The sequence below is a fragment of the Nocardia fodinahabitans genome (assembly GCF_052983615.1).
The window spans coordinates 2,062,548-2,082,341 of sequence record NZ_JBRJJC010000001.1; the positions used below are offsets into that span (position 1 = coordinate 2,062,548).

Genomic DNA, 19,794 nt, shown 5'->3' on the forward strand with positions numbered 1-19,794 from the left:
TCAGTAATCGGCCAGGGTCGGGGCGGCGCGGGTGATGATCGGGGCGACGTACTCCCGGAGCATCGCGGCTTCGTCGGCGTCGTCGAGGCCGGGGGTGGCCAGGAACGAGACGATCACCCGGGTCAGCCAGCGGGCCAGCCTGCTGCGCTCGGGATCGCTCAGATCGATGTCGGCGAAGATGGTCGCGGCCAGGGACTCGATGACGTCGGAGTCCTGACTGAGGCGACCGGCCGTGCCGGAATCGCCGGGCCGGAACCAGGCGATGAGCAGCGGGTCGGCCCGGACCGCGGCGATCGCGCCGAGCATCGCGGCGATGATCCGCTCCCCCGGATCGGCGATATCGCGGACCCGATCGGTGAGCCCGGCGACGATGCGCCGGGTCTCGCGGTGCACGAAGGCGATCCGCACGGCCTGGCGATTGTCGAAGTAGCGATACAGCGTGGCCCGGGAGCACCCGGCCGCCGCGGCGATGTCGCGCATGCCGACCGCGGCCACCCCGCGTTCGGCGAACAGTTCGGCGGCCGCGTCGAGAATGCGCTCGGCGGCCAGATCCGCGCGGTCGGTGGCCAGCCAGTCGCCGCTCATGCCACGGCCCGGAACGGCACCGCGACCGGCCAGCGCACGTAGTTGCCCTGCGACCAGCGCACGGCGTCGAGGTCGACGGTGAAGTCGGGGCAGCGGGCCAGCAGCTCCTCGAGCGCGACGCGCGCCTGCATCCGGGCGGCAGCCGCGCCGAGGCAGTGGTGGTGCCCGTGGCTGAAGGTGAGGATGCGCTTGGGGTTGCGGCGGATGTCGAGTTCGGCTGCGGTGGCGCCGAATTCGCGTTCGTCGCGGTTGGCCGAACCGTAGAGCAGCAGCACGCGCCTGCCCGCGGGAATGGTGGTGCCGTGCAGTTCGACGTCGCGGGTGGTGGTGCGGGCCAGGCCCTGCACCGGTGAGGTCATGCGCAGGAATTCCTCGATGGAGTCCGGAATGAGCGACGGATCCTCGAGGAGCAAACGACGCTGGTCGGGGTAGGCGGTGAGGAGCTGCACCGCGCCGCCAAGGTTGCCGGTGGTGGTGTCGTTGCCGCCGGTGATCATGGTGAACGCGAAGCCGAGAATCGCGATCAGGCCCTCGTTGTCGCCGTCGGCGCCGAGGCCGGAGGCCAGCAGATGCGAGATGGTGTCGTCGCCCGGTTCGACGCGACGACGGGCGATCAGCTCGGAGAAGTAGCCGACCAGCTCACCGACCGCGGTGAAGGCGTTCTGATCACCCGCGGCCAGCCCGGCCCCGGCGACCGCGCCGCCGACGATGTTCTCGGTCCACTCGTCGAACTTGCCGTGATCGCGTTCCGGCACACCGAGATAGTGCGCGACGACCATGGTGGGCAGCGGCTTGAGCAGCTGCTCGACGATGTCGCCCGACCCCGCCGCGCGCAGCCGCTCGATCCGCTCGACGACGAATCGGCGCACCGCAGGCTCCACCGAATTCACCTGGCGCGGAGTGAACCCCGGCGCGACCCGGCGGCGGAAGTCGGTGTGCTCGGGCGGGTCCATGAAGACGAACGGCTTGACGGCACCGAAGCCGGCCGCCACCAGATCTACGTAGTCGACGGTCAATCCCGCTGCGGAGGAGAAGGTTTCGGGATCCTTGGCCGCCGCCCAGACGTCGGCATGGCGGGACAGCACATAGAAGTCGTCGGCTTCCCGCCCCTCGGGGATCACCCGGTGGACCGGATCCTGGTCACGCAGCGCGGAGTACATGGACCAGGGGTCGCGCCAGGTTTCCCCGGAGCGCAGCTCGAACCCGACCGTATGAGACGTCGTTGAACTCATGCCTCCAAGATAAGACAAGAACACTCAGATGTCTAACGCTGGTTTCTGGTCGTGTCGGCGGGGAATATCCGGGCATGGGTTCCTGGGACGATTTCGGGCATGAAGGAGACGCTCGCTCTCGCGCTGCGCGCCGAGGCCGGCCCCGTCGCGCCACCCGCCTGGCCGCACCATCGTTCGCCCGACCGCGAGGGCATCGTGAGCGAACGACCCCGTGGGCAGGACCACGTCGGCAGCGAGGTCAGAGCAGCCCGGGCGTGGTACCCGGCGTTGCGGGCGGTGCGTCGGGTTCGCGCACCATTCGGAACGAATTGAGCAGCCCGAGCAGTCCAGCCAGGATCGGCACGAGCAGCGCCACCTGCAGCGCGAGTGGCCTTGCGTCGGTGTTGATCCGGACGATCTCCTCACGTATCGCCGGGGGCTGATCAGCGAGCAGCGACTCGAGTTCGGTGTTACTCATGACCTGCGCGTCCTCCTCGAGGACCTGGGCGACGTACTCCTGCTCCGCAGGTGGGAGAACCTCGCTCGACTTCGCCATCGCGGTGAAGGTGAGCGATAGCGTGGCCAGCATGATCGCGCCGGCGAACGCCAGACCGAACGAGAGCCCGAACGACCCGGCGGCGGAGTTGGTGCCCGAGGCTTCGCTGACCCGTTCCTCCGAGATCGGCGCGAGCGTGTAGTTGTTCAGCTGCGAGACGAGCAGACCCAAGCCGGCGCCGGCGACGACGAGCGGCGCCAGCAGCGCCCACCCGAACTCCGCGCGGGGCACCAGCGGGACGAGCATCGCGATACCGACGGTGACAAGGACGAACCCCCACCGGATGATCGGCGCTGAACGCCGGTCCCCTGCCCGCTTCCCCGCGAGCAGCGCGACGGCGAACATGCTCAGTGACAACGGGGCCAGCGACAGGCCCGCCTGCATCGCGTTGTACTCGAGCACCATCTGCAGGTAGATCGGCAGTGCGATCATCGTGCCACCCAAAGCGACCTGCTGGAGCATCTGCCCGGTGACCCCGAGCCGGAACGCCTTGGACCGGAACAGGTCCGGATCCATCAGCGTGGGTTCGCCCCGCCGCTTCCGGCGGGTAAGCCAGTACGCCAGCCCGATCAACGCCGCCGCACCGGCCACCAGGAGGGCCGCGACGGCCTCGCCACCTTCCTGCCACACCAGAATCCCCAGCACAATGCCACCCATACCAAAAACCGATAGCACGGCGCCGACCACATCCACTCCGCGCGCGCCCGCGAAGGGCACGTCGCGAACCAGCCCGATACCGGACAGGACGACGGCGATGATCACCACCTCGAGCGCGAACCCGACGCGCCACGACAGGTAGGTCGTGACAAAGCCGCCGAGCAGTGGTCCCACGGCGGCGGCGATCGCGGCCGCCGCGCCGACGAGTGCGTAGACCCGCTTCTGCGCGGCCCCCTGGAAGTTGCCGTGCACCAGGGACTGCATGGCCGGCAGCAGCAGGGACGCACCGATACCACCGACCACGGCCCACAGCACGATCACCGCGGTCAGACTCTGCGCGAACATCATCGCGGTCGCCCCGGTCGCGTAGCCGAACAGACCGAGCACGTAGGCGCGTCTACGGCCGATCAGATCCCCGACCTTGCTGCCGATCAGGATGAACGCCGCCGACACCAATGCCTCGAGCGCGATCGCGGACTGCACACCGCTGACGGTGGTGTCGAGGTCGCGCACCACCGCCGAGATCGACACGTTCATCAGCGAGGTGTCCACGACGAGGACGAACATCGCCATCGCCAGCAGGACCGCCAGCAGCCGTCGGCTACCCGACAGTTGATCGGCACCCCCGGAAACGGTTCCGTCGACCATGGCAGTCCCACCACCTCGCTCGTCGTGAACCGGTGGCAACCCGGTTCGGGCCAACACACTGCTGAACCAGACAGTAGGCCCCGCGAGCCCCCGAAACTCGCAACGAGCCCCCAACCGTTACGACGGGCCCACTTCGACGACAAGCCCGCACCGCCTGGTGTACCGGCCGCTCCCGGCCGGAAAAGCGATTGCCCGGCCGCGGGGCGATGTGGCCTCCTTGGGGGGATGAAGAGGCAACGACCGGGGAATGCCCGGGATATCGCGGACGGGTTGAAACTGCATCGGTACGCGGTGCGGGGAGTTCGTGGTGTGCGGACGGTGATCGTGCCGCGGCCGGGGACACATGCGCGGTTCAGTACGAATCGGTTCCACGAGACCTGGCATGTGCTGTCGGACGACCACGGGGCGAAGCTGCTGGCCCGGTTGCTGTGGGGGCTGTCGTATCAATCCCGGCCGGGGACGGTGATCCTCATCGACCGGGCGTTCCTGGTGCCGACGCCGTTCGACGCCGACCCCGCCGATCCCATCGTGCTGGTGCCGGGCTGGCACACCCACCTCGACGACCGGGCCGCTGCCGCGCTGAGACAGCGGATAAGCGACACCGGTTCGGCGGGGACGGTGCGCTGGCAGACCTTCGGACTGGATCGGGCGCTGGAGCCGCGCGCGCTGGAGCGGTGGGAGCGGCACCGGTATCGACGTGTCAGCGGCGCGATCACGCGACGTCGCGGGATGCTGGTCCTGAGCCCGCGCACGCCCGACGATTGCCGGGTGTGGGCGCTGGACGCGGCGCGACTCGACTCCTCGGGGTTCGGGAGCGATCACGTGTATCTGGACGAATGGCATCGCGGCCACGATGGTGAGATCCAGATCTTCCGGGCATTTCGCCCGATGGTCGGTGTCGCTCGGCAGGCGCGCGCCCAGGTTCTCGCCGCGGGCGAAATGCCGTCGTCGCCCGACGAGTTACGTGCCGCCGTGTGGAGCGAGGCCGAAACCGTCCGGGGTGACGCCCATTTGCGTATTCGCGAATATCGCGGCCGCGGCGCCGAACTCGGCCACGCGGCCGCGGCGATGCTCGCGCACGCCGACGTGCATTCGCTCGACGAACTCGCCGAACTCGGTGCGGTGGAAACCTATCGGCGACTGCGCGCGGCGGAAGTGCGTGGCCTGAATCTGGAAATGCTCTGGGCGATGGAGGGCGCGCTCACTTTTCGCGACCGGCGGTTCATCGGACCCGAGCGGCGGCGGGAATTGGTCGCAGCACTCGGTCCGGCGCCCGCCCCCGAGCGGGTGTCGCCGCGGCGCTACCGCGCGCCGGTCCGGCCGAGCCCACGCTGAACACCGCGCGCCACGCCCGAGATGAATAGCGCGCGCCGGGAATTCCATCCAAGGCGGCAGGGCAATCCGAATCATCTGTGTTCATCGACCACGATATTTCGGATTCACCCGGGGGGCCGATTTCTTCGGGCGAATTCGGAAGAGGGAGTTTCTCCGATATGTTCCAGAACTCGAGTTCCGGCCTCGGCCGGCGGCTGCTCGCCGCCGCCCTGCCGGTCGCCGTGGCGGTCACTTGCGCCGGCGTGGCCTCGGCCGATGTCGATGCCGATCAGCAGGCCCGGTTCGTCCAGGGGCTGGCCTCGCACGGCCAGGCCGAGGGCATCGGTTACCGCACGGACGTCACGCCGGATATGCGGACCGTGTCCGCGACCGTCGACGAGGGGCGTTTCGTCCTCGGCCAGGACGGCACGCTGACGGTCGAATCGGCGACCGGCAGCCCGATCGCGCAGGTGCCCACCAGCTTCGGCACCGTCGGCGGCAACACCATCACCGTCGCCACCGAGATCTCCGCCGACGGGCGCACCCTGAAGGCGACGCCGCAGGTGTCGCAGGGCGCGGCTACCGAACTGAAGACCATCGCCACCAACCCCACCGCGCAGAATTCCGATCCGGTGCACAATGCCGCCGCGATCGGCGCGGGCGTCGGTCTGATCGCCGCCGCGGTGGTGTGCGTTCCGATGATCACGACCATGATCCTGTACCTGCCGTGCGTCGGGCTGATCGGCCTGCCCAACGCCCTGGTCGGCGCGCTCATCGGCGCTGCCGTCGGCGCGGTGGCGCCCGAGGTCATCCCGCAAGTGCTGCCCTGATCCGCAACCCCACGTCGCCGCGCATCGGAAACGACCCGGTGCGCGGCGACGTCGTTTCGGGTGGGACGCACCGGCCGCGCGGTGATCGGCCGGGCACTGCCTGCGGCGGCGCGGTGTGCGTCGCTCAGGCGATGATGGACATCGCGATGCCGTCGAGGATGTCGTGCTCGCTCACGACCAGCTCGGAAACCCCCGCGCGGCGGGCCAACTCGTCGGCGAGTACCTCGGTGATGACCGCGCCGCCGCCGATGACGTCGACCCGGCCGGGGTGCATCGGACCCAGCGCGGCGCGCTCGTCGTGGTTCATGCCGATCAGGCGGTCGCACACCTGGTGGACCTCGGCCAGGCTCAGCCGGGTCAGGTGGACCCTGGTCGCGTCGTATTCGGGCAGGTCCAGCGCGACGGCGGTGAGGGTGGTCATGGTGCCCGCGACGCCGACCCAGGTGTGCACCCGGTCGACCGGGACCTTCGCGAACGCCTCGTCGAGTTTGGTCTGCGCGAATTCCCGGGCCGCCTCGACCTGGTCGGCCGTCGGCGGGTCGCCGGGCAGACAGCGCTCGGTGACGCGCACGCAGCCGATATCGGCGGAGTAGGCCGCCTGCACGCCGTCACTGTCGCCGACGACCAGCTCGGTGGAGCCGCCGCCCAGGTCGACCACCACGAAAGGCCCGGCGTCGGCGGACAGTTCGCCGACCGCGCCGGCGAAGGACAGCCGGGCTTCCTCGTCGCCGGTGATCACCTCGGCGACCGCGCCCGGCACGACCCGGCCCAGTTCGGTGCGGGTCATGTCGAAGAAGTCATCCCGGTTGGCGGCGTCGCGGGTGGCCGAGGTGGCGACCATCCGGACTCGCGAAACACCGTGGGCGAGCATCACATCGACGTAGTCCGACAGCGCGACGCGGGTGCGCTCGATCGCCTCGGGCGCGAGCCTGCCGGTCGCGTCGACACCCTGGCCGAGCCGCACGATGCGCATCTCCCGGTGCACGTCGGTGAGGCCGCCGTCGGCGCCGACCTCGGAGATCAGCAGACGAATCGAGTTGGTGCCGCAGTCCACCGCGGCGATGCGCTCGGTCATGAAGTTCCTCCTGGTCGGCCCGATCGCCCGGCGCCGGTGCGATACCGGTGCCACGCGCTGTCCGCGATTATGCCGATTCTTCGGGCGTGCGGGCGGCGGGCCAGTCGGCGGGGATGGCGGTGCCGCGCAGGCCCGCGTCGGCGGCCAGGGCGACGGCCTCGTCACCGAAGGGGTTCAGGCCGGGGCCCTTGGCCAGCGAATGCGCGATCAGCACGTGCAGGCACTTCACCCGGTCGGGCATGCCGCCGCCGGTGAAATCGGTGCCGAGCGACTCGATCTCGTCGCGTTCGGCCAGGTAGCTCTCGTGCGCGGCGCGGTAGGCCGCGGCCAGCTCGGGGTCGGCGGCGAGGCGTTCGGTCATCTCGCGCATCACCCCGGCCGACTCCTGCCTGCTCGCCTCGGCGGTCAGCCGCGGGTCGGTCAGGTAGTACAGGGTGGGGAACGGGGTGCCGTCGGGCAGGCGCGGCGCGGTCTTCACCACGGCGGGCAGGCCGTCGGGGGTGCGGTAGGCGACGGCGAGGACACCGCGCGGCTCGCGGCCCAGCTGCTGGGCGATGATCTCGAGGTCGCGCTCGTTCGGTGCGGTCACCTTGGTCCTTCCGGGGCCGGTTCGGAGATGCTGCGCCACAGGTCGGTGTACCAGGGGTCGGGCGCCGCTGTTCGGGTGCTCATCGGCGGCGGCGCCGGTGCTTCGATGCCGGGAATCTGCACGATGTAGGGGGTTTCGCCGGGCATCACCAGGCGCAACCGGTCGCGGGCCTCGCTGCGGATGTAGGCCGGATCCTGCTGCTGGGCCCGGCGATCACGCAGGGCGGCCAGGTCGGCGTCGAGTTCCGCGCGCTGCTGGGCCAGCGCGGCCGCCTCGGCCCGCTGACTGAAGTAGGTGCGGGTCGGCACGGCCAGGGTCAGCGCCAGGCCGCACAGCACGGCCGCGAGGATCACCGCCTTGCCGGTCGACAGACCGAGGATGGTGTGCTCGCTGCGATCGAGCTTGCCGCTGGGCTTGCGCTTGCCCGTCGTCGCGCCGGTGGCTGACTCGGGACGGCGCCGGGTGGTGCGCTTGGCCGCGGCGGGGCGGCCGGGGGCGTCGAGATGACTGGGGCGGGAACGCGCGGCCCGCGACGTGCGGCGGTCGCCTCGTCCACCCGGACTGGTTCCACGCGCACGTCGCTCGGTCATTCGCTACCGCCCCGTCATCTCACTGCCTGTCCTGCGGTACTGCTACTGCTCAGAAAACGCCGGTGAACCGCGGGAAGGCCACGTCGCCCGCGTAGCGTGCCGAGTCGCCGAGGGCGTCCTCGATGCGCAGCAGCTGGTTGTACTTGGCGACCCGCTCGGAACGGGCGGGGGCGCCGGTCTTGATCTGGCCCGAGCCGACGGCGACCGCGAGGTCGGCGATGGTGGTGTCCTCGGTCTCGCCCGAACGGTGCGACATCATGGTCTTGTACCCGTTGCGGTGCGCCAGCTCGACGGCGTCGAGGGTCTCGGTCAGGGTGCCGATCTGGTTGACCTTCACCAGCAGCGCGTTGGCGGCGCCCTTGGCGATGCCCTCTTCGAGACGCTCGGGGTTGGTGACGAACAGGTCGTCGCCGACCAGCTGCACCTTGTCGCCGATGGCGTCGGTCAGCGCGACCCAGCCGTCCCAGTCGTCTTCCGACAGCGGGTCCTCGATGGAGACCAGCGGGTACTTGGTGAGCAGATCCGCGTAGAAGTCGCCCATCTCGGCGGCCGTGCGCACCTGGCCCTCGAACTTGTAGCCCTCACCGGGGGTGTAGAACTCGGTGGCGGCCACGTCGAGCGCCAGCGCCACATCGGTGCCGAGCTTGTAACCGGCACGCTCGATCGCGACGCTGATCAGGTCGAGCGCCTCCACGGTGCCCGCGACGTCGGGGGCGAAGCCACCCTCGTCACCGAGGCCGGTGGACAGGCCCTTCTCCTTGAGCACGGCCTTGAGCGAGTGGTACACCTCGGTGCCCCAGCGCAGCGCCTCACGGAAGGTCGGGGCGCCGATCGGGGCGACCATGAACTCCTGCACATCGACGCCGGTGTCGGCGTGCGCGCCACCGTTGAGGATGTTCATCATGGGCACCGGCAGCACGTGGGCGTTCGGGCCGCCCAGGTAGCGGAACAGCTCCAGGCCCGAGGACTCGGCCGCACCACGCGCCACGGCCAGCGAGACGCCGAGCAAGGCGTTCGCGCCGAGGCGGGACTTGTCGGGGGTGCCGTCCAGATCCAGCAGGACCTGGTCGACGGTGCGCTGCTCGACGGCGTCGAGACCGATGATGGCGGGCGCGATCTCGTCGAGGACGCCCTCGACGGCCTTGGTGACACCCTTGCCGTTGTAGCGGTCGCCACCGTCACGCAGCTCGACGGCCTCGTGCTCACCGGTAGACGCACCGGAGGGCACATCCGCCCTGGTCAGGGTGCCGTCGTCGAGGGCGATCTCGACCTCGACAGTGGGATTGCCGCGCGAATCCAGAATCTCGCGCGCTCCGACCTGTTCGATGATGGCCACGAAAACGACTCCTTACGACTGAAGGCACGGTAGGTCTCACGGGATGGGCCGTGCGGTGCCGAGCCTATCGTCTCGGCGTGACGTGGAGTAACCGGCACTCCGGCCGCTCGGTAACTACACCCGGCGGCCGATGCTGTAGGTGGCGGCGCGGTCGCGCACGACCCGCATGTATTTGTTCGACTGGTTGTAGGCGAACAGGGCGCGCTGCCAGCCGTCGGCCGAGGTCAGGTTGCCGCCGCGGACGCACAGATACCGCGCGGCGGTGAGGGCCGCGTCGTCGATGTTCTGCGGGTCGATGACCCCGTCACCGTTGGCGTCGACGCCCCAGCGCCGCCACGTCTCCGGGATGAACTGCAGCGGCCCGACCGCCCGGTCGTAGGTGGTGTCGCCGTCGAGGGTGCCGCCGTCGGTGTCGCGGATGTCGGCATTGCCCCTGGTGCCGTCCAGGGCGACCCCGATGATCGCCGGGCGTACCGTCCCGTCCGCGTCGACACCCGCGCCGCGGTGCGTGCCGTGCCCGCTCTCCACACTGGCGATCCCGGCCAGCGTGGTCCAGGCGATCCCGCATTCGGGCTTGGACCGGGCCAGCACCGCCGCCGCGTACCCGTAGGCCTCCAGCGCGACCGGTTCGATCCCGACCGCCCCCGACTGCTCGTCGGCCCAGCCACGCAACTGTTCGGCCGCCCGCCCCGGCGCGTCGACGTCGATCGCGGGTAGCGCGGCGCCCGGACCGGGCGGCATGTCACCGGGGATCGACGCGAGCGAACTACACCCCGCGAGCAGCGCGGTCACCGCCACGGCGGCGAGCACGCCGACTTTCTGCACAGACACCCCATCCATCATCCAGGTCGGTGACGCCCCTGGCACCTCTCACAGCGACTTCTCAGAGTGAGGTGAGACCGATCCGCACGCCCTCCCGCACGAAAACGCCTGCTCGCGAGAGGTTCAGCCCAGCAGTGCCGCGGTCGCCTGGTGGCCCGGATCAGCGAAAACAGCGCCCGGGGTGCCGGATTCGACCACCCGGCCGTGATCGAGCACAACGAGTTCGGTGCAGTGCGTGGTGACCAGCGCCATGTCGTGGCTGATCAGCACCAGGGCGGTGCCGCGCTCGGCGCGCAGGTGGTCGAGCAGGGTCATGATCGCGGCGGCGGTGGTGCTGTCCAGGGCGGTGGTGATCTCGTCGCAGATCAGCACGGCCGGGTCGGCGGCCAGGGCTCGGGCCAGGGCGACGCGTTGGCGTTGGCCGCCGGAGAGTTCGTGCGGATGCCGGGCGGCCAGGTCGGTGGGGAGTTCGACGGCGGTGAGCAGGGATTCGACGCTGGCGCCGAGTTCCGTTCTCGACACGCGGGCGATGCGGCGCAGTGGGCGCGCGAGGGTCTGCTCGACGGTGCGGCGGGGATTCAGTGCGGCGAGCGGGTTCTGGGTGACCAGCTGAATCCCCCGGGGAACCGCCTTGATTCGACGTCGGCGGTCGACCGTGATTCCCGCTCCGGCCACTTCGAGCGACCCCTCGCCGGCATGCAGACCCGCGATCACCCGGGCGAGCGTCGTCTTGCCCGCACCGGACGGGCCGACGACGGCGAGCGCTTCCCCGGCACGCACGGTGAAGTCGACGTCGGCGAGGATCTGGTGCCCGTCGGCGACCACGCCGATCCCCTTGACACGCAGGGTCGGCGGATCGGTTTCCCCGGCCGGAACTGCCGTCGTTCGATCGCCACTCCCTGACCCCAGATCGCCATCCGGCCGGTCAGGCTCTCCGGTCTCGCCCGTCCTGGGCGTCGTCGCGCGCTCGATCGGCTCTGCTCCCTTGCCCCGTAGCACCGAAGCGCCACCGGACCTTCCTGCCCACGAGAGCGCAGGCTCCTGCGATGCTTCGACGCGGTCGTCGTCTGCCGCATCGAGTTCGGGAGTGTCCGGCTTCGAGTCCTGGCCCGCGGTGGCAGTCGCAGGTGAGGACACCCGACCGCTCGAGCGGCCCACGTGATCGGCCGCCGGGATGTCGTGATGACCGGATGGTGTGTCGGTCACCGTCCCACTCCCGATGACCGGCCCACCGCCCGGTGGGTGGACCTCGATCACGGTGTCGGCGATGGCGTGCACGGTGGTGGTGTCGTGGCCGGAGAGCAGGACGGCGGTGGATTCGCGGACGGCGAGATCGGCGATGAGGCGGGCGATGTCGGTGCGGAGAGCACCGTGCAGGCCGGCCAGGGGTTCGTCGAGGACGAGGACCCGGGGCTTGCGGAGGAGGGCGCGGGCGAGCGCGACTCGGCGTTGCTGACCACCGGACAGGCGGGCGCAGCGGCGACGCAGGTGCGCGGCGTCGAGGCCGACGAGTTCGAGGGCGGCGTGGCGCTCGGCGTCGGTGGCGGTGGGCGCGGCCTCGGCGAGGAGGGCGCGCACACGCAGCAGCGGGTTCAGTTCGGAGCCGGGGTCTTGGCCCACATAGGCGACGCGAGTTCGCCGGAACTCCCGCAGCGCACCGGAATCCAGGGTGAACACGTCGTGCCCGGCGACCAGCACCGAGCCCGCCTGCCTGGCACCGGAGGGAAGGTGACCCAGCAGCGCACGCATCGCGGTCGACTTGCCCGCGCCCGACGGCCCGGTCAGCGCGGTCACCGTCCCGGCTTTCAACCGGAAGGACAACGGCGCCAGCAATACCGCACCGGTAGCGGCGACCACGGTCAACCCTTCGACCACCGCGGCATCCCCGGCATCGACCACCGAAATCCCGCAGTCCTCGCGCCGTCCACGTCGCTGCCCCGTCGGCCGATCCTCGAGCTCGGCTGGGGTGCGGCTCGCCGCGGCGCCGGTCGCGTAGTCGGCGGGCCGCATGGCGTAGGTCGCCAGATCCGCGGAGTCGGTGGCATCGGTCCGCGGGCCCGCGAGACGTCGTGCGGCACCGGATCCCGCAGGGGTGTCCGGAACCACGGAGCTTGCGATGACACCGTCTTCCGAGCCGGTCCGCGCGCTGCTGCCGCCGCGATCGGTGGACTGCGCGACAGCGGTACCGCCGACAGCTGCGGAGCGGTCGGCACCGCGGACCGGCGCCTGGTCCGCATGCTCGGCCTCCGCAACGACCCGAACGGGTGCGCGGTCGGGTCGCCGCGAGACCGCACCGGTGACCACCAGGTTCACGCCGACCGCGACGACGGCGATGGCCGCGCTGGGCGCGAGCACGGCCCAGGGGTTCAGCAGCAGCCCGGAGGCGTTGTCGCGCACCATGTTCGCCCAGTTGTCGTCGTCGAGGGCGGGGAGACCGAGGAAGGAGACGGTGCTGACGAGGTAGATGGCGACGACGAAGCGGAGGCCGAGCTGGGTGGTGAAGACCGAGCGCAGATTGGGCAGGATCTCGCGGAAGACCAGGTGTGGCAGCGACTCTCCGCTGGCGATCGCGGCCTCGATATAGCCGCCTGCCGCGATGGTCGCCGCCGCGGCGGCGAAGATCCGCGCGCAGTAGGGGACGCCGAAGAGCAGCGAGACCACGATCAGCGCGGCGACGCCGCCATCCGGCCACGCGGTGAGGACGAGCAGGATGCCGAGCACCGCGGGCAACAGGATCACCAGATCGCCACCGAGCTCGATCAGGGTGCCCGCGCGGGGCCGGACCGCGGCGATCGCGCCGAGGACCGCGGACAGCACGGTCACCGCCACCGCGATCACGGCCGCGACCACCAAGAGCTGGGTGCCACCGGTGAGCAGATGGCTGAGCACATCCCGCCCGAGCCGATCGGTCCCCAGCACCGCTCCCCCACCCGGCGTGGCGAACGGCATCCCCACCGCTCGCTCCGCCGGGTAGGGCGCGAGCAGTGGCCCCGCCACCGCGACGAGCACCACCAGCCCCACTCCGGCCGCCGCCGACCACCGCCGCCATCGGCACCAACGCCGTCGTGGCAGGTGCCGAGCATCATCCACGAGCACGGGCCGATCTACTTCGCGAGGATTCACCACACCTCCTGGATCTGTCGGCCGCCGCGACGCGGGTTCTCGCCTTCGCGGGGGCTCACCCCGCCCCGTGCCGACCCAAGGCCGCCACGGCGCGGGTTCTCGTGATCGCGAGGGTTCACCGCGCCTGGTCGTGATCCGGGGATCGCCGTCAGGCGCGGTCGGTGCGGCACCGTTCACCGCGTCCCACCCGACGCCCACGTGCGGACGAAATCGGCGACGGCGAGCAGCACCATGATGACGATGGCTGTGAGGGCGACGACAGCGGCGACCGTGGCGGTATCGCGGTCGGCGACCGAACCGGCGAGAACCGCGCCGACTCCGGGGTAGTTGAACAGCGTCTCCACCACCAGCGCGCCACCGAAGAGCATGCCGACGGAGGTGGCGTACCCGGCGACGATGGCGGGGGCCGCGAAGGGCAGCATGTGCCGCAGCAGCACGATGCGGGGTGGAAGTCCTTCCAGCACCGCGTTCTCCACGTGGGGCGCGGTGGCGACATCCTGCAAGGCCGAGCGCACGACGCGGGCGTTCCAGCCGATCTGCGGTATCGCCAACGCCAGCACCGGCAGGATCAGCATCTCCGGTCCCGCGGGGAACCCCGAGCGATCGGTGATGGTGACCGCGGGCAGCCAGCCGGTGGCCAGCGAGAACACCAGGATCAGCAGTGTGCCGCAGACGAATTCAGGGACCGCGACCGCCACGGTGCTGGCCGGTTGCAGCAGCCGCGCGCCGAACGCGGTCGGGCGCATCGCCCACCAGCCGCCCAGCGCCAGCGACGCCGTGACGGTGAGCGCCAGCGCGATACCGCCGAGCAGCAGCGTCTGCGGGAACCTGTCCGCCAGCAGATCCCCGACCGAGTTGCCCCGCGCGGTCTGCCCGAAGTCACCGGTCAGCACGCCGGAGAGCCAGTGCCAGAACTGCACCGGCACCGCGCGATCCAGACCGAGTTCGTGTTCCTTCGCGGCGAGCTCGCCCTGACCGGCGTCACGGCCCAGCACCGACCGGGCCGCGCTGCCGGGCAGCAGGTCCACCGCGACGAACACGATGGCCAGCAGCGCGACCAGCAGCGCGATCCGCCGGAGCAGCGGCAGGGCGAAGGTCCGCACGGCGGTCACGCCAGCCAGGCGCGTTCCAGCTGCACGCGGGCGAAGCCGCCGAGAGTCGGCAGGCCACGCACCGGCGCGGAGGCGATGTCGACACCGTCGGCCATCCCCCACACCAGATAGCCGCCGCGCTCGAACTCGATGCGCTGGATGTCGCGACAGGCCTTCGTGTACTCGTCACCGGAGGTTGCCAGCGCCTGCGCGGTCGCGGCGTCGAATTCCGGGTCGCGGAAGGCGGTTTCGTTGCGGTTGGTACCGGAGGTCATCAGCTTGTCGGCGAAGAACAGCACCGAATCGTTGGTGCCCCACGACACCGTGTACAGCGGGGCGTTGAGCCAGGTGGTGTCGTAGAAGGCGGCGGGTTCGACCACCTGCACGTCGAGCCGGACGCCGATGTCGGCGAGCTGGGCGGCGATCACCTTCGCCGACTCCACCTCGCCCGGCACCTCGGCCTTGGTGACGAAGGGATAGCTGCGGCCGGTGTCGAACTTCGCCTCGCGCAACAGGGTCCTGGCCCGCTCGACATCCCGATCGCGGCGCGCGAGCGCGGTGTCGTAGAGCGGGTCGGCGGTGCCGAGGATGTCGGCGGCCACCGTGCCGTAGCCGGAGTGCACCTGGTCGACCAGCGCGGTCCGGTCGACGCCGAGACGCAGCGCGGTGCGCACCCTGGCGTCGGCGAACGGGCCGTCGGCGGCGCGCATGGCCACGCCGAGCATGGTGTCGTTCGCGCGCCGGACCACCTGCAGGTCGCCCCGGCTCGCGGCGGTGCGGCCCGCGATCGCGCCGACGTTGGAGGCGAGGTCGATCTGCCCGGCGAGCGCGGCGTTGCCGAGCGCGGTGACGCTGTCGAACATGGTCACCTCGATCGCGTCGAGCAGCGGCGGGGTGCCGTGCCACTGTTCGTTGCGGACCAGCCTGGCATTGCCGCCCTGATAGGACTCGAGCCGGAACGGGCCGGTGCCGATCGCGGCGGCGAAGTCGGTGGTGCCCTGCGGCACCGTGAAGGTCATCAGCCGAAGCAGCAGCGGCAGTTGGGTATTGGGCGCGGCGACGGTGAACACGACCCGGTTGGGCCCGTCGGCGACGATGTCGTTCTCGGCCACCGGCATCTTCGACGCGCCGCCGACCGAGCGCAGCCGCCGCATCGACCACACCACGTCGTCGGCGGTGACGGGCGCGCCGTTGTGGAACTTCGCGCCCTCGGCGATGGTGAACGTCCAGCGGCGATTGTCGGCGGAGGGTTCCCAGCGCGAGGCCAGGCGGGGCGCGACGGTCGGGTCGGCGCCGGGGACGGTCAGCGCGTCGTAGACGAGCGAGGCGATCAGGAAGTCGCTGTCGTTGCTGAGATTGGCGTGCGGATCACGTTCGATGCGGGCGGTCGTGCCGAGCGCGCCGACGCGCAGCGTGCCGCCCTTCTGCGCGGGCCCGTCGGCCTCGTCGTCGCTCGTGCACGCGGCCACCACCAGTAGTGCGGTGACGCCGAGCCCGGATTGCAGGAGCTGCCTGCGCGTGAAACCCATGGTGTTCCTCCCTCGAACCGCGTGCGCCGCACCACTTCTCCTGGCGCCGCAAACTAGGCGAGGCTAGCCTAAAACAGTCGCCGGCTGGGGAGCTTCCCGGCGACCGTCACCGAACCGCAGCACCTCCGGGGACCCCGGAGGACCACCGCTTCGGCCGTTCCGGTAGAACTCAGCGTTATATGAAACGGCTATTTTTCGGCCAACACGTTAGGTAAGTCTTGCCTAATTAGGGTAGAGGCACTACCTTCGCACATCGAGTCCGAAATCACCCGCGTTCGACCGATGCGAAGAAGGGAAGGCCGGTGAAAAGCGTTCTGTCCGAACGTATGACGCTTCACCTGCACGACATCGAACATCGCGAGCTACCCCCCGACGCCGCCTCGGCCGTCCGTGCGCTCGCCACCGACATCCGTCACCGATTAGGTGACGCACCCCACACCGACACCCTGCACGACCCGGTACTGCTCGCCCAGGTCGACGAGCGGGCCGGCGAACTCCCCGACGCCGTGCGCCACGCGGTGCGACCGCCCGCCACCGCCGCGGGCGCCACCGTTGTGCGCGCGCTGCCCGTCGACGACGCCGAATTCGGCCCGACACCGCCGCATTGGCAGGCCGCGGCGGCCTCCGCCGCCGATCCCCGGCACGCCGGCTCGCTCGACCTCGACATCGCGATGCTGCTGCTGGCGCGGTGCGCGGGCGAACCGTTCGGGTGGGCCGGCCAGCAGAACGGCAGGCTGGTCAACAACATCCTGCCCGCCGTCGGCCACGAGGACGAGCAGTCGGGCGCGAGCAGCTCCACCCTGCTCAGCCCGCACACCGAGGACGCCTTCCACGCCGCGCGCGCCGATCTGCTGATGCTGACCTGCCTGCGCAACCCCGACCGGGTGGCCACCACGGTGTCGTCGGTGCGTCAGGTGCGGCTGGCCGACGATGACCTGCGGACGCTGGCCGTGCCGACGGTGCCGATCCTGCCCGACGTGTCCTACGGCACCGGCTTCGATCAGCCCGCACCCGCGCTGCCGACCGTGTGGTTCGACGAATCCGGCAGTCCCACACTGCGTTACGATCCGGCCTATACCCCGCTCGACGACGCCGACCCGGCGTTCCGGGCGGCCTATGCCCGGCTCACCGCCGAGCTCGCCCGGGTCTGCCACGCGCCCGCGCTGGCTCCCGGGGAGATCCTGCTCGTGGACAACGATGTCGCCGTGCACGGCCGGGTGCCGTTCCGCGCCCGCTACGACGGCACCGATCGCTGGCTCAAGCGCGTCAATATCCGGTTGCCCGAACGTCGCAGGCGCGCGCAGGAGTCGTCCGAGAATGGGTATGGGCAAAGGGTGGTCGCGCCGTTCCGGGCGAGCACCGATCGGACGGCAGAGCGGGGCAGCACAGATGAACGAGGATCCGTTGAACAACCGTGACCGGAGCATCCCGCTGCGGGTGCTCTCGCGCAGCGACCTGGCCGACGTACCGATCACCCCCGCCGAGGTGGTCAGGGCCGTGGAGGAGGCGTACCTCGCCTTCGCGGCGGGCGAATCCGACAACCCGCGCAAGCTGAGCGTCGCCGATCCCGGCGGCTCCTCGGTCTCCTACGCGATGCTGGGCCGCGACGGCAGGCGCCGGGTGGTGGCCATGAAGACCTCCTACAAGTTCGACCCCGGCCACGACCGCAGCACCAAGCGGTACTACACGACCATCACGCTCTACGACGACACCACCGGCGCGCCCATCGCGATGATGGACTGCGCCAGGGTCGGCGCGTTACGCACGCCCGCGGTCTCGGCGCTGCTGGTGCGCGAGACCGTGCGGCGCGGCGCGGAGAGCGCGCTGCTCATCGGCACCGGCACCCAGGGCCGCAACGCGCTGCCGCATCTACTGGCGGTGAATCCGCAGCTGCGCAAGCTGATGGTGTTCGGCACCCATCCGGAGGGACTGTCGGCCGTCCACGCGCACCTCGCCGACGCGGCGCCGCACGCGCTGCTCGAAGTGGTCGACGATCCATACGCGGCGGCGGCCAACGCCGATGTGGTGCTGGCGACCGCGGGGCCCGGCACCGAGGTGTCGCTCGAATCCGCCCATCTCGCACCGGGTTCGGTGGCGGTGCTGGTCGGCTATGGGCTCGCGCCCTCGACGCTGGTCGAGGCGGATCGGGTGGTCGCGACCAGCGCCGCGCAGATGGCGCTGACCGGCACCGACATGGTCGGGCCGGACGGCACCCTGCGTGGCGTCGACGCCGAACTGCCGCAGATCCTGACCCGCAGCGCGCCCGCGCGGCGCAGCGAGGACGAGAAGATCTTCGTCTACAACAGCGGGCTGGTGCTCACCGATATCGCGGTCGCGCACGCGCTGGCGGCCCGTGCCATCGCCGAGGGACGGGGTGTCGAGGTGCCGTTGTGGGACTGACGGACGCGTCTGGTGGTTCGTCCGCCGACGCCGCCGTCCTGCGTCGGGCCGACGATCCGCGAGCACGGACGGCCATCGCCGATCGCGGCGCGGCCGACGACCGGCCGCCGCACTGCGCGCCACCGATGCCAGCGCCGGTCGACGCGCTGGAACAGCGACTGATCGACGATCCGGAGCTGCTCGGTGACATCGCCGACGCGATCGGCGGACCGTTCCACGTGCTGTTCCCCGACCGGGTCGCGCTGAATATCAACGCTTTTCACGCCGCGTTCACCCAGGCCCGGGTCGACGGGTTCGTGTACTTCGGGAAGAAGGCGAACAAGGCGGCGTGCGTGGCCCGCGCCTGCGCCGAGAACGGCGCGGGCATCGATGTGGCCAGCACCGGCGAGCTGGTCGCGGCCTTGGCGCAAGGGGTGCGCGGCGAGGATCTGGTGGTGACCGGTCCGGCGAAGTCCGGCGAGCTGCTGTGGCTGGCGGCGCGGCACCGGGCGCTGATCGCCGTCGACGCGCTCGACGAACTCGACCGGCTGCGCGCCCTCGAGCAGCCCGCCCGCATCCTGCTGCGGGTGCTGCCCGAGGGCTCGACCAGCCGCTTCGGGCTCGACCCGATCGAACTGGAACAGGCCGTGCAGACGGTGGCCGAGCCGATCACGCTGTCCGGCTTCAGCTTCCATCTGTCCGGCTACGACGCGACGGCCAGGGCGGAGCAGGCCATCGCCCTGGTCGGGCACTGCCTGCGGGCACGGGCGGACGGGCACCCGGCCGACACGATCTCGATCGGCGGCGGCTTCGGCGTCGACTATCTGGCCGCGGAGAGCTGGGCGGAGTTCCGGGACACCCTGAGCGAGAACTGGTTCCACGCCGACCCGCCCACCGGTGGCTACTACCCGTACCACTTCCCGGTCCCCGGTGCGGAGATGCTCACCGCCATCCTCGCCCATCACGATCTGGCCGGGCTGTTGCGCGACAACGGAATCCGGCTCGCGGTCGAACCCGGCCGCGCCCTGCTGGACCGGGCGGGCAGTTCGGTCTTCCGCGTGCGGGGTGTGAAAACCCGTACCACGCAGAGTGATCCGTACGACATCCTCACCGTCGACGGCACCAGCCTGAGCCTGTCCGAGCAGTGGTTCGCCAGCGAGTATCTGCCCGATCCGGTGCTGTGGCCCGCGCACCCCGGCGACCGCACCCCCACCTGCGTCGGCGCCACCACCTGCCTGGAGTCCGACCTGCTGAGCAGGCGGCGCATCCCGCTGCCCCGCCGCGCCCGTGTCGGCGATCTGCTCGTCTACCCGAACACGGCCGGGTACCAGATGGACTCCAACGAGTCCCCGTTCCACGAACTCCCGCTCCCGCCGAAGGTCGTGCTGCGCGCTCGCGGCGACCGGTTGCGCTGGAGTATGGACGCCCGCTGATCCACCCGAGCTCCCAATCCGATGGA

Annotated in this window: 16 protein-coding genes; 5 read left to right on the forward strand and 11 right to left on the reverse strand. The window is 70.8% G+C overall.

The window, feature by feature from the left end:
• The 3 genes from NV348_RS09645 to NV348_RS09655 form a co-directional block, all read right to left on the reverse strand.
• The gene (locus NV348_RS09645; protein ID WP_447146739.1) at positions 1–585 is read right to left on the reverse strand and encodes a TetR/AcrR family transcriptional regulator; all 585 of its coding nucleotides are present in this window, start codon (positions 583–585) and stop codon (positions 1–3) included.
• Positions 582–1,817 (reverse strand): cytochrome P450, encoded by a 1,236-nt coding sequence (locus NV348_RS09650; RefSeq protein ID WP_447146740.1) that lies wholly within the window; start codon positions 1,815–1,817, stop codon positions 582–584. Before NV348_RS09650 ends, NV348_RS09645 begins: the two co-directional genes overlap by 4 nt.
• A 238-nt stretch (positions 1,818–2,055) precedes the next feature.
• Positions 2,056–3,657, reverse strand: a complete 1,602-nt coding sequence (locus NV348_RS09655; RefSeq protein ID WP_447146741.1) for an MFS transporter — start codon at positions 3,655–3,657, stop codon at positions 2,056–2,058.
• 270 nt (positions 3,658–3,927) lie between these two features.
• Here NV348_RS09655 and NV348_RS09660 point away from each other — a divergent pair, with 270 nt between their 5' ends.
• Together NV348_RS09660 and NV348_RS09665 are read left to right on the forward strand one after the other, a co-directional pair.
• Positions 3,928–4,992, forward strand: coding sequence for a TfoX/Sxy family DNA transformation protein (locus NV348_RS09660; RefSeq protein WP_447146742.1), 1,065 nt, complete (start codon positions 3,928–3,930; stop codon positions 4,990–4,992).
• Positions 4,993–5,150: 158 nt separating this feature from the next.
• Complete coding sequence (locus NV348_RS09665; protein WP_447146743.1) at positions 5,151–5,801, forward strand: DUF8020 domain-containing protein; 651 nt, start codon at positions 5,151–5,153, stop codon at positions 5,799–5,801.
• Positions 5,802–5,925: 124 nt separating this feature from the next.
• Here NV348_RS09665 and NV348_RS09670 read toward each other — a convergent pair whose 3' ends face one another.
• The 8 genes from NV348_RS09670 to NV348_RS09705 form a co-directional block, all read right to left on the reverse strand.
• Positions 5,926–6,876, reverse strand: a complete 951-nt coding sequence (locus tag NV348_RS09670; RefSeq protein ID WP_447146744.1) for a Ppx/GppA phosphatase family protein — start codon at positions 6,874–6,876, stop codon at positions 5,926–5,928.
• A gap of 67 nt (positions 6,877–6,943) precedes the next feature.
• Positions 6,944–7,465 (reverse strand): DUF501 domain-containing protein, encoded by a 522-nt coding sequence (locus tag NV348_RS09675; RefSeq protein ID WP_355273287.1) that lies wholly within the window; start codon positions 7,463–7,465, stop codon positions 6,944–6,946.
• On the reverse strand, positions 7,462–8,055 hold the full coding sequence (locus NV348_RS09680) for an FtsB family cell division protein (protein WP_447146745.1): 594 nt from the start codon (positions 8,053–8,055) through the stop codon (positions 7,462–7,464). The genes NV348_RS09675 and NV348_RS09680 overlap by 4 nt, the downstream gene beginning before the upstream one ends.
• 49 nt (positions 8,056–8,104) lie before the next feature.
• Positions 8,105–9,391, reverse strand: a complete 1,287-nt coding sequence (gene eno, locus NV348_RS09685; protein ID WP_447146746.1) for a phosphopyruvate hydratase — start codon at positions 9,389–9,391, stop codon at positions 8,105–8,107.
• A 114-nt stretch (positions 9,392–9,505) separates the two neighbouring features.
• On the reverse strand, positions 9,506–10,231 hold the full coding sequence (locus tag NV348_RS09690; protein WP_447146747.1) for a lytic transglycosylase domain-containing protein: 726 nt from the start codon (positions 10,229–10,231) through the stop codon (positions 9,506–9,508).
• Positions 10,232–10,336: 105 nt separating this feature from the next.
• A complete protein-coding gene (locus NV348_RS09695) occupies positions 10,337–13,225 on the reverse strand; it encodes an ABC transporter ATP-binding protein/permease (RefSeq protein ID WP_447146748.1) in 2,889 nt (962 codons plus the stop codon).
• 284 nt (positions 13,226–13,509) lie between these two features.
• Positions 13,510–14,448 (reverse strand): ABC transporter permease, encoded by a 939-nt coding sequence (locus tag NV348_RS09700; RefSeq protein ID WP_447146749.1) that lies wholly within the window; start codon positions 14,446–14,448, stop codon positions 13,510–13,512.
• Positions 14,445–15,956: an ABC transporter substrate-binding protein gene (locus tag NV348_RS09705; RefSeq protein ID WP_447146750.1), complete on the reverse strand. Its 1,512-nt coding sequence runs from the start codon at positions 15,954–15,956 to the stop codon at positions 14,445–14,447. The genes NV348_RS09700 and NV348_RS09705 overlap by 4 nt, the downstream gene beginning before the upstream one ends.
• A gap of 326 nt (positions 15,957–16,282) precedes the next feature.
• Here NV348_RS09705 and NV348_RS09710 point away from each other — a divergent pair, with 326 nt between their 5' ends.
• From NV348_RS09710 to NV348_RS09720, 3 genes are read left to right on the forward strand one after another with little or no spacing between them, the layout of a single operon-like run.
• A complete protein-coding gene (locus NV348_RS09710; RefSeq protein ID WP_447146751.1) occupies positions 16,283–17,374 on the forward strand; it encodes a TauD/TfdA family dioxygenase in 1,092 nt (363 codons plus the stop codon).
• A complete protein-coding gene (locus NV348_RS09715) occupies positions 17,346–18,356 on the forward strand; it encodes an ornithine cyclodeaminase family protein (protein ID WP_447146752.1) in 1,011 nt (336 codons plus the stop codon). Before NV348_RS09710 ends, NV348_RS09715 begins: the two co-directional genes overlap by 29 nt.
• Entirely contained in the window at positions 18,347–19,768 is a 1,422-nt protein-coding gene (locus NV348_RS09720; protein WP_447146753.1) for a type III PLP-dependent enzyme domain-containing protein, read from the forward strand. The genes NV348_RS09715 and NV348_RS09720 overlap by 10 nt, the downstream gene beginning before the upstream one ends.
• The last annotated feature ends 26 nt before the right edge of the window (positions 19,769–19,794 follow it).

Excerpts from the sequence above, each read along its gene's own strand:
- NV348_RS09645 (WP_447146739.1), bottom strand. The coding sequence starts at position 585 with ATGAGCGGCGACTGGCTGGCCACCGACCGCGCGGATCTGGCCGCCGAG.
- NV348_RS09650 (WP_447146740.1), bottom strand. The coding sequence starts at position 1,817 with ATGAGTTCAACGACGTCTCATACGGTCGGGTTCGAGCTGCGCTCCGGG.
- NV348_RS09655 (WP_447146741.1), bottom strand. The coding sequence starts at position 3,657 with ATGGTCGACGGAACCGTTTCCGGGGGTGCCGATCAACTGTCGGGTAGC.
- NV348_RS09665 (WP_447146743.1), top strand. The coding sequence starts at position 5,151 with ATGTTCCAGAACTCGAGTTCCGGCCTCGGCCGGCGGCTGCTCGCCGCC.
- NV348_RS09670 (WP_447146744.1), bottom strand. The coding sequence starts at position 6,876 with ATGACCGAGCGCATCGCCGCGGTGGACTGCGGCACCAACTCGATTCGT.
- NV348_RS09680 (WP_447146745.1), bottom strand. The coding sequence starts at position 8,055 with ATGACCGAGCGACGTGCGCGTGGAACCAGTCCGGGTGGACGAGGCGAC.
- NV348_RS09690 (WP_447146747.1), bottom strand. The coding sequence starts at position 10,231 with ATGGATGGGGTGTCTGTGCAGAAAGTCGGCGTGCTCGCCGCCGTGGCG.
- NV348_RS09705 (WP_447146750.1), bottom strand. The coding sequence starts at position 15,956 with ATGGGTTTCACGCGCAGGCAGCTCCTGCAATCCGGGCTCGGCGTCACC.
- NV348_RS09710 (WP_447146751.1), top strand. The coding sequence starts at position 16,283 with ATGACGCTTCACCTGCACGACATCGAACATCGCGAGCTACCCCCCGAC.
- NV348_RS09715 (WP_447146752.1), top strand. The coding sequence starts at position 17,346 with ATGAACGAGGATCCGTTGAACAACCGTGACCGGAGCATCCCGCTGCGG.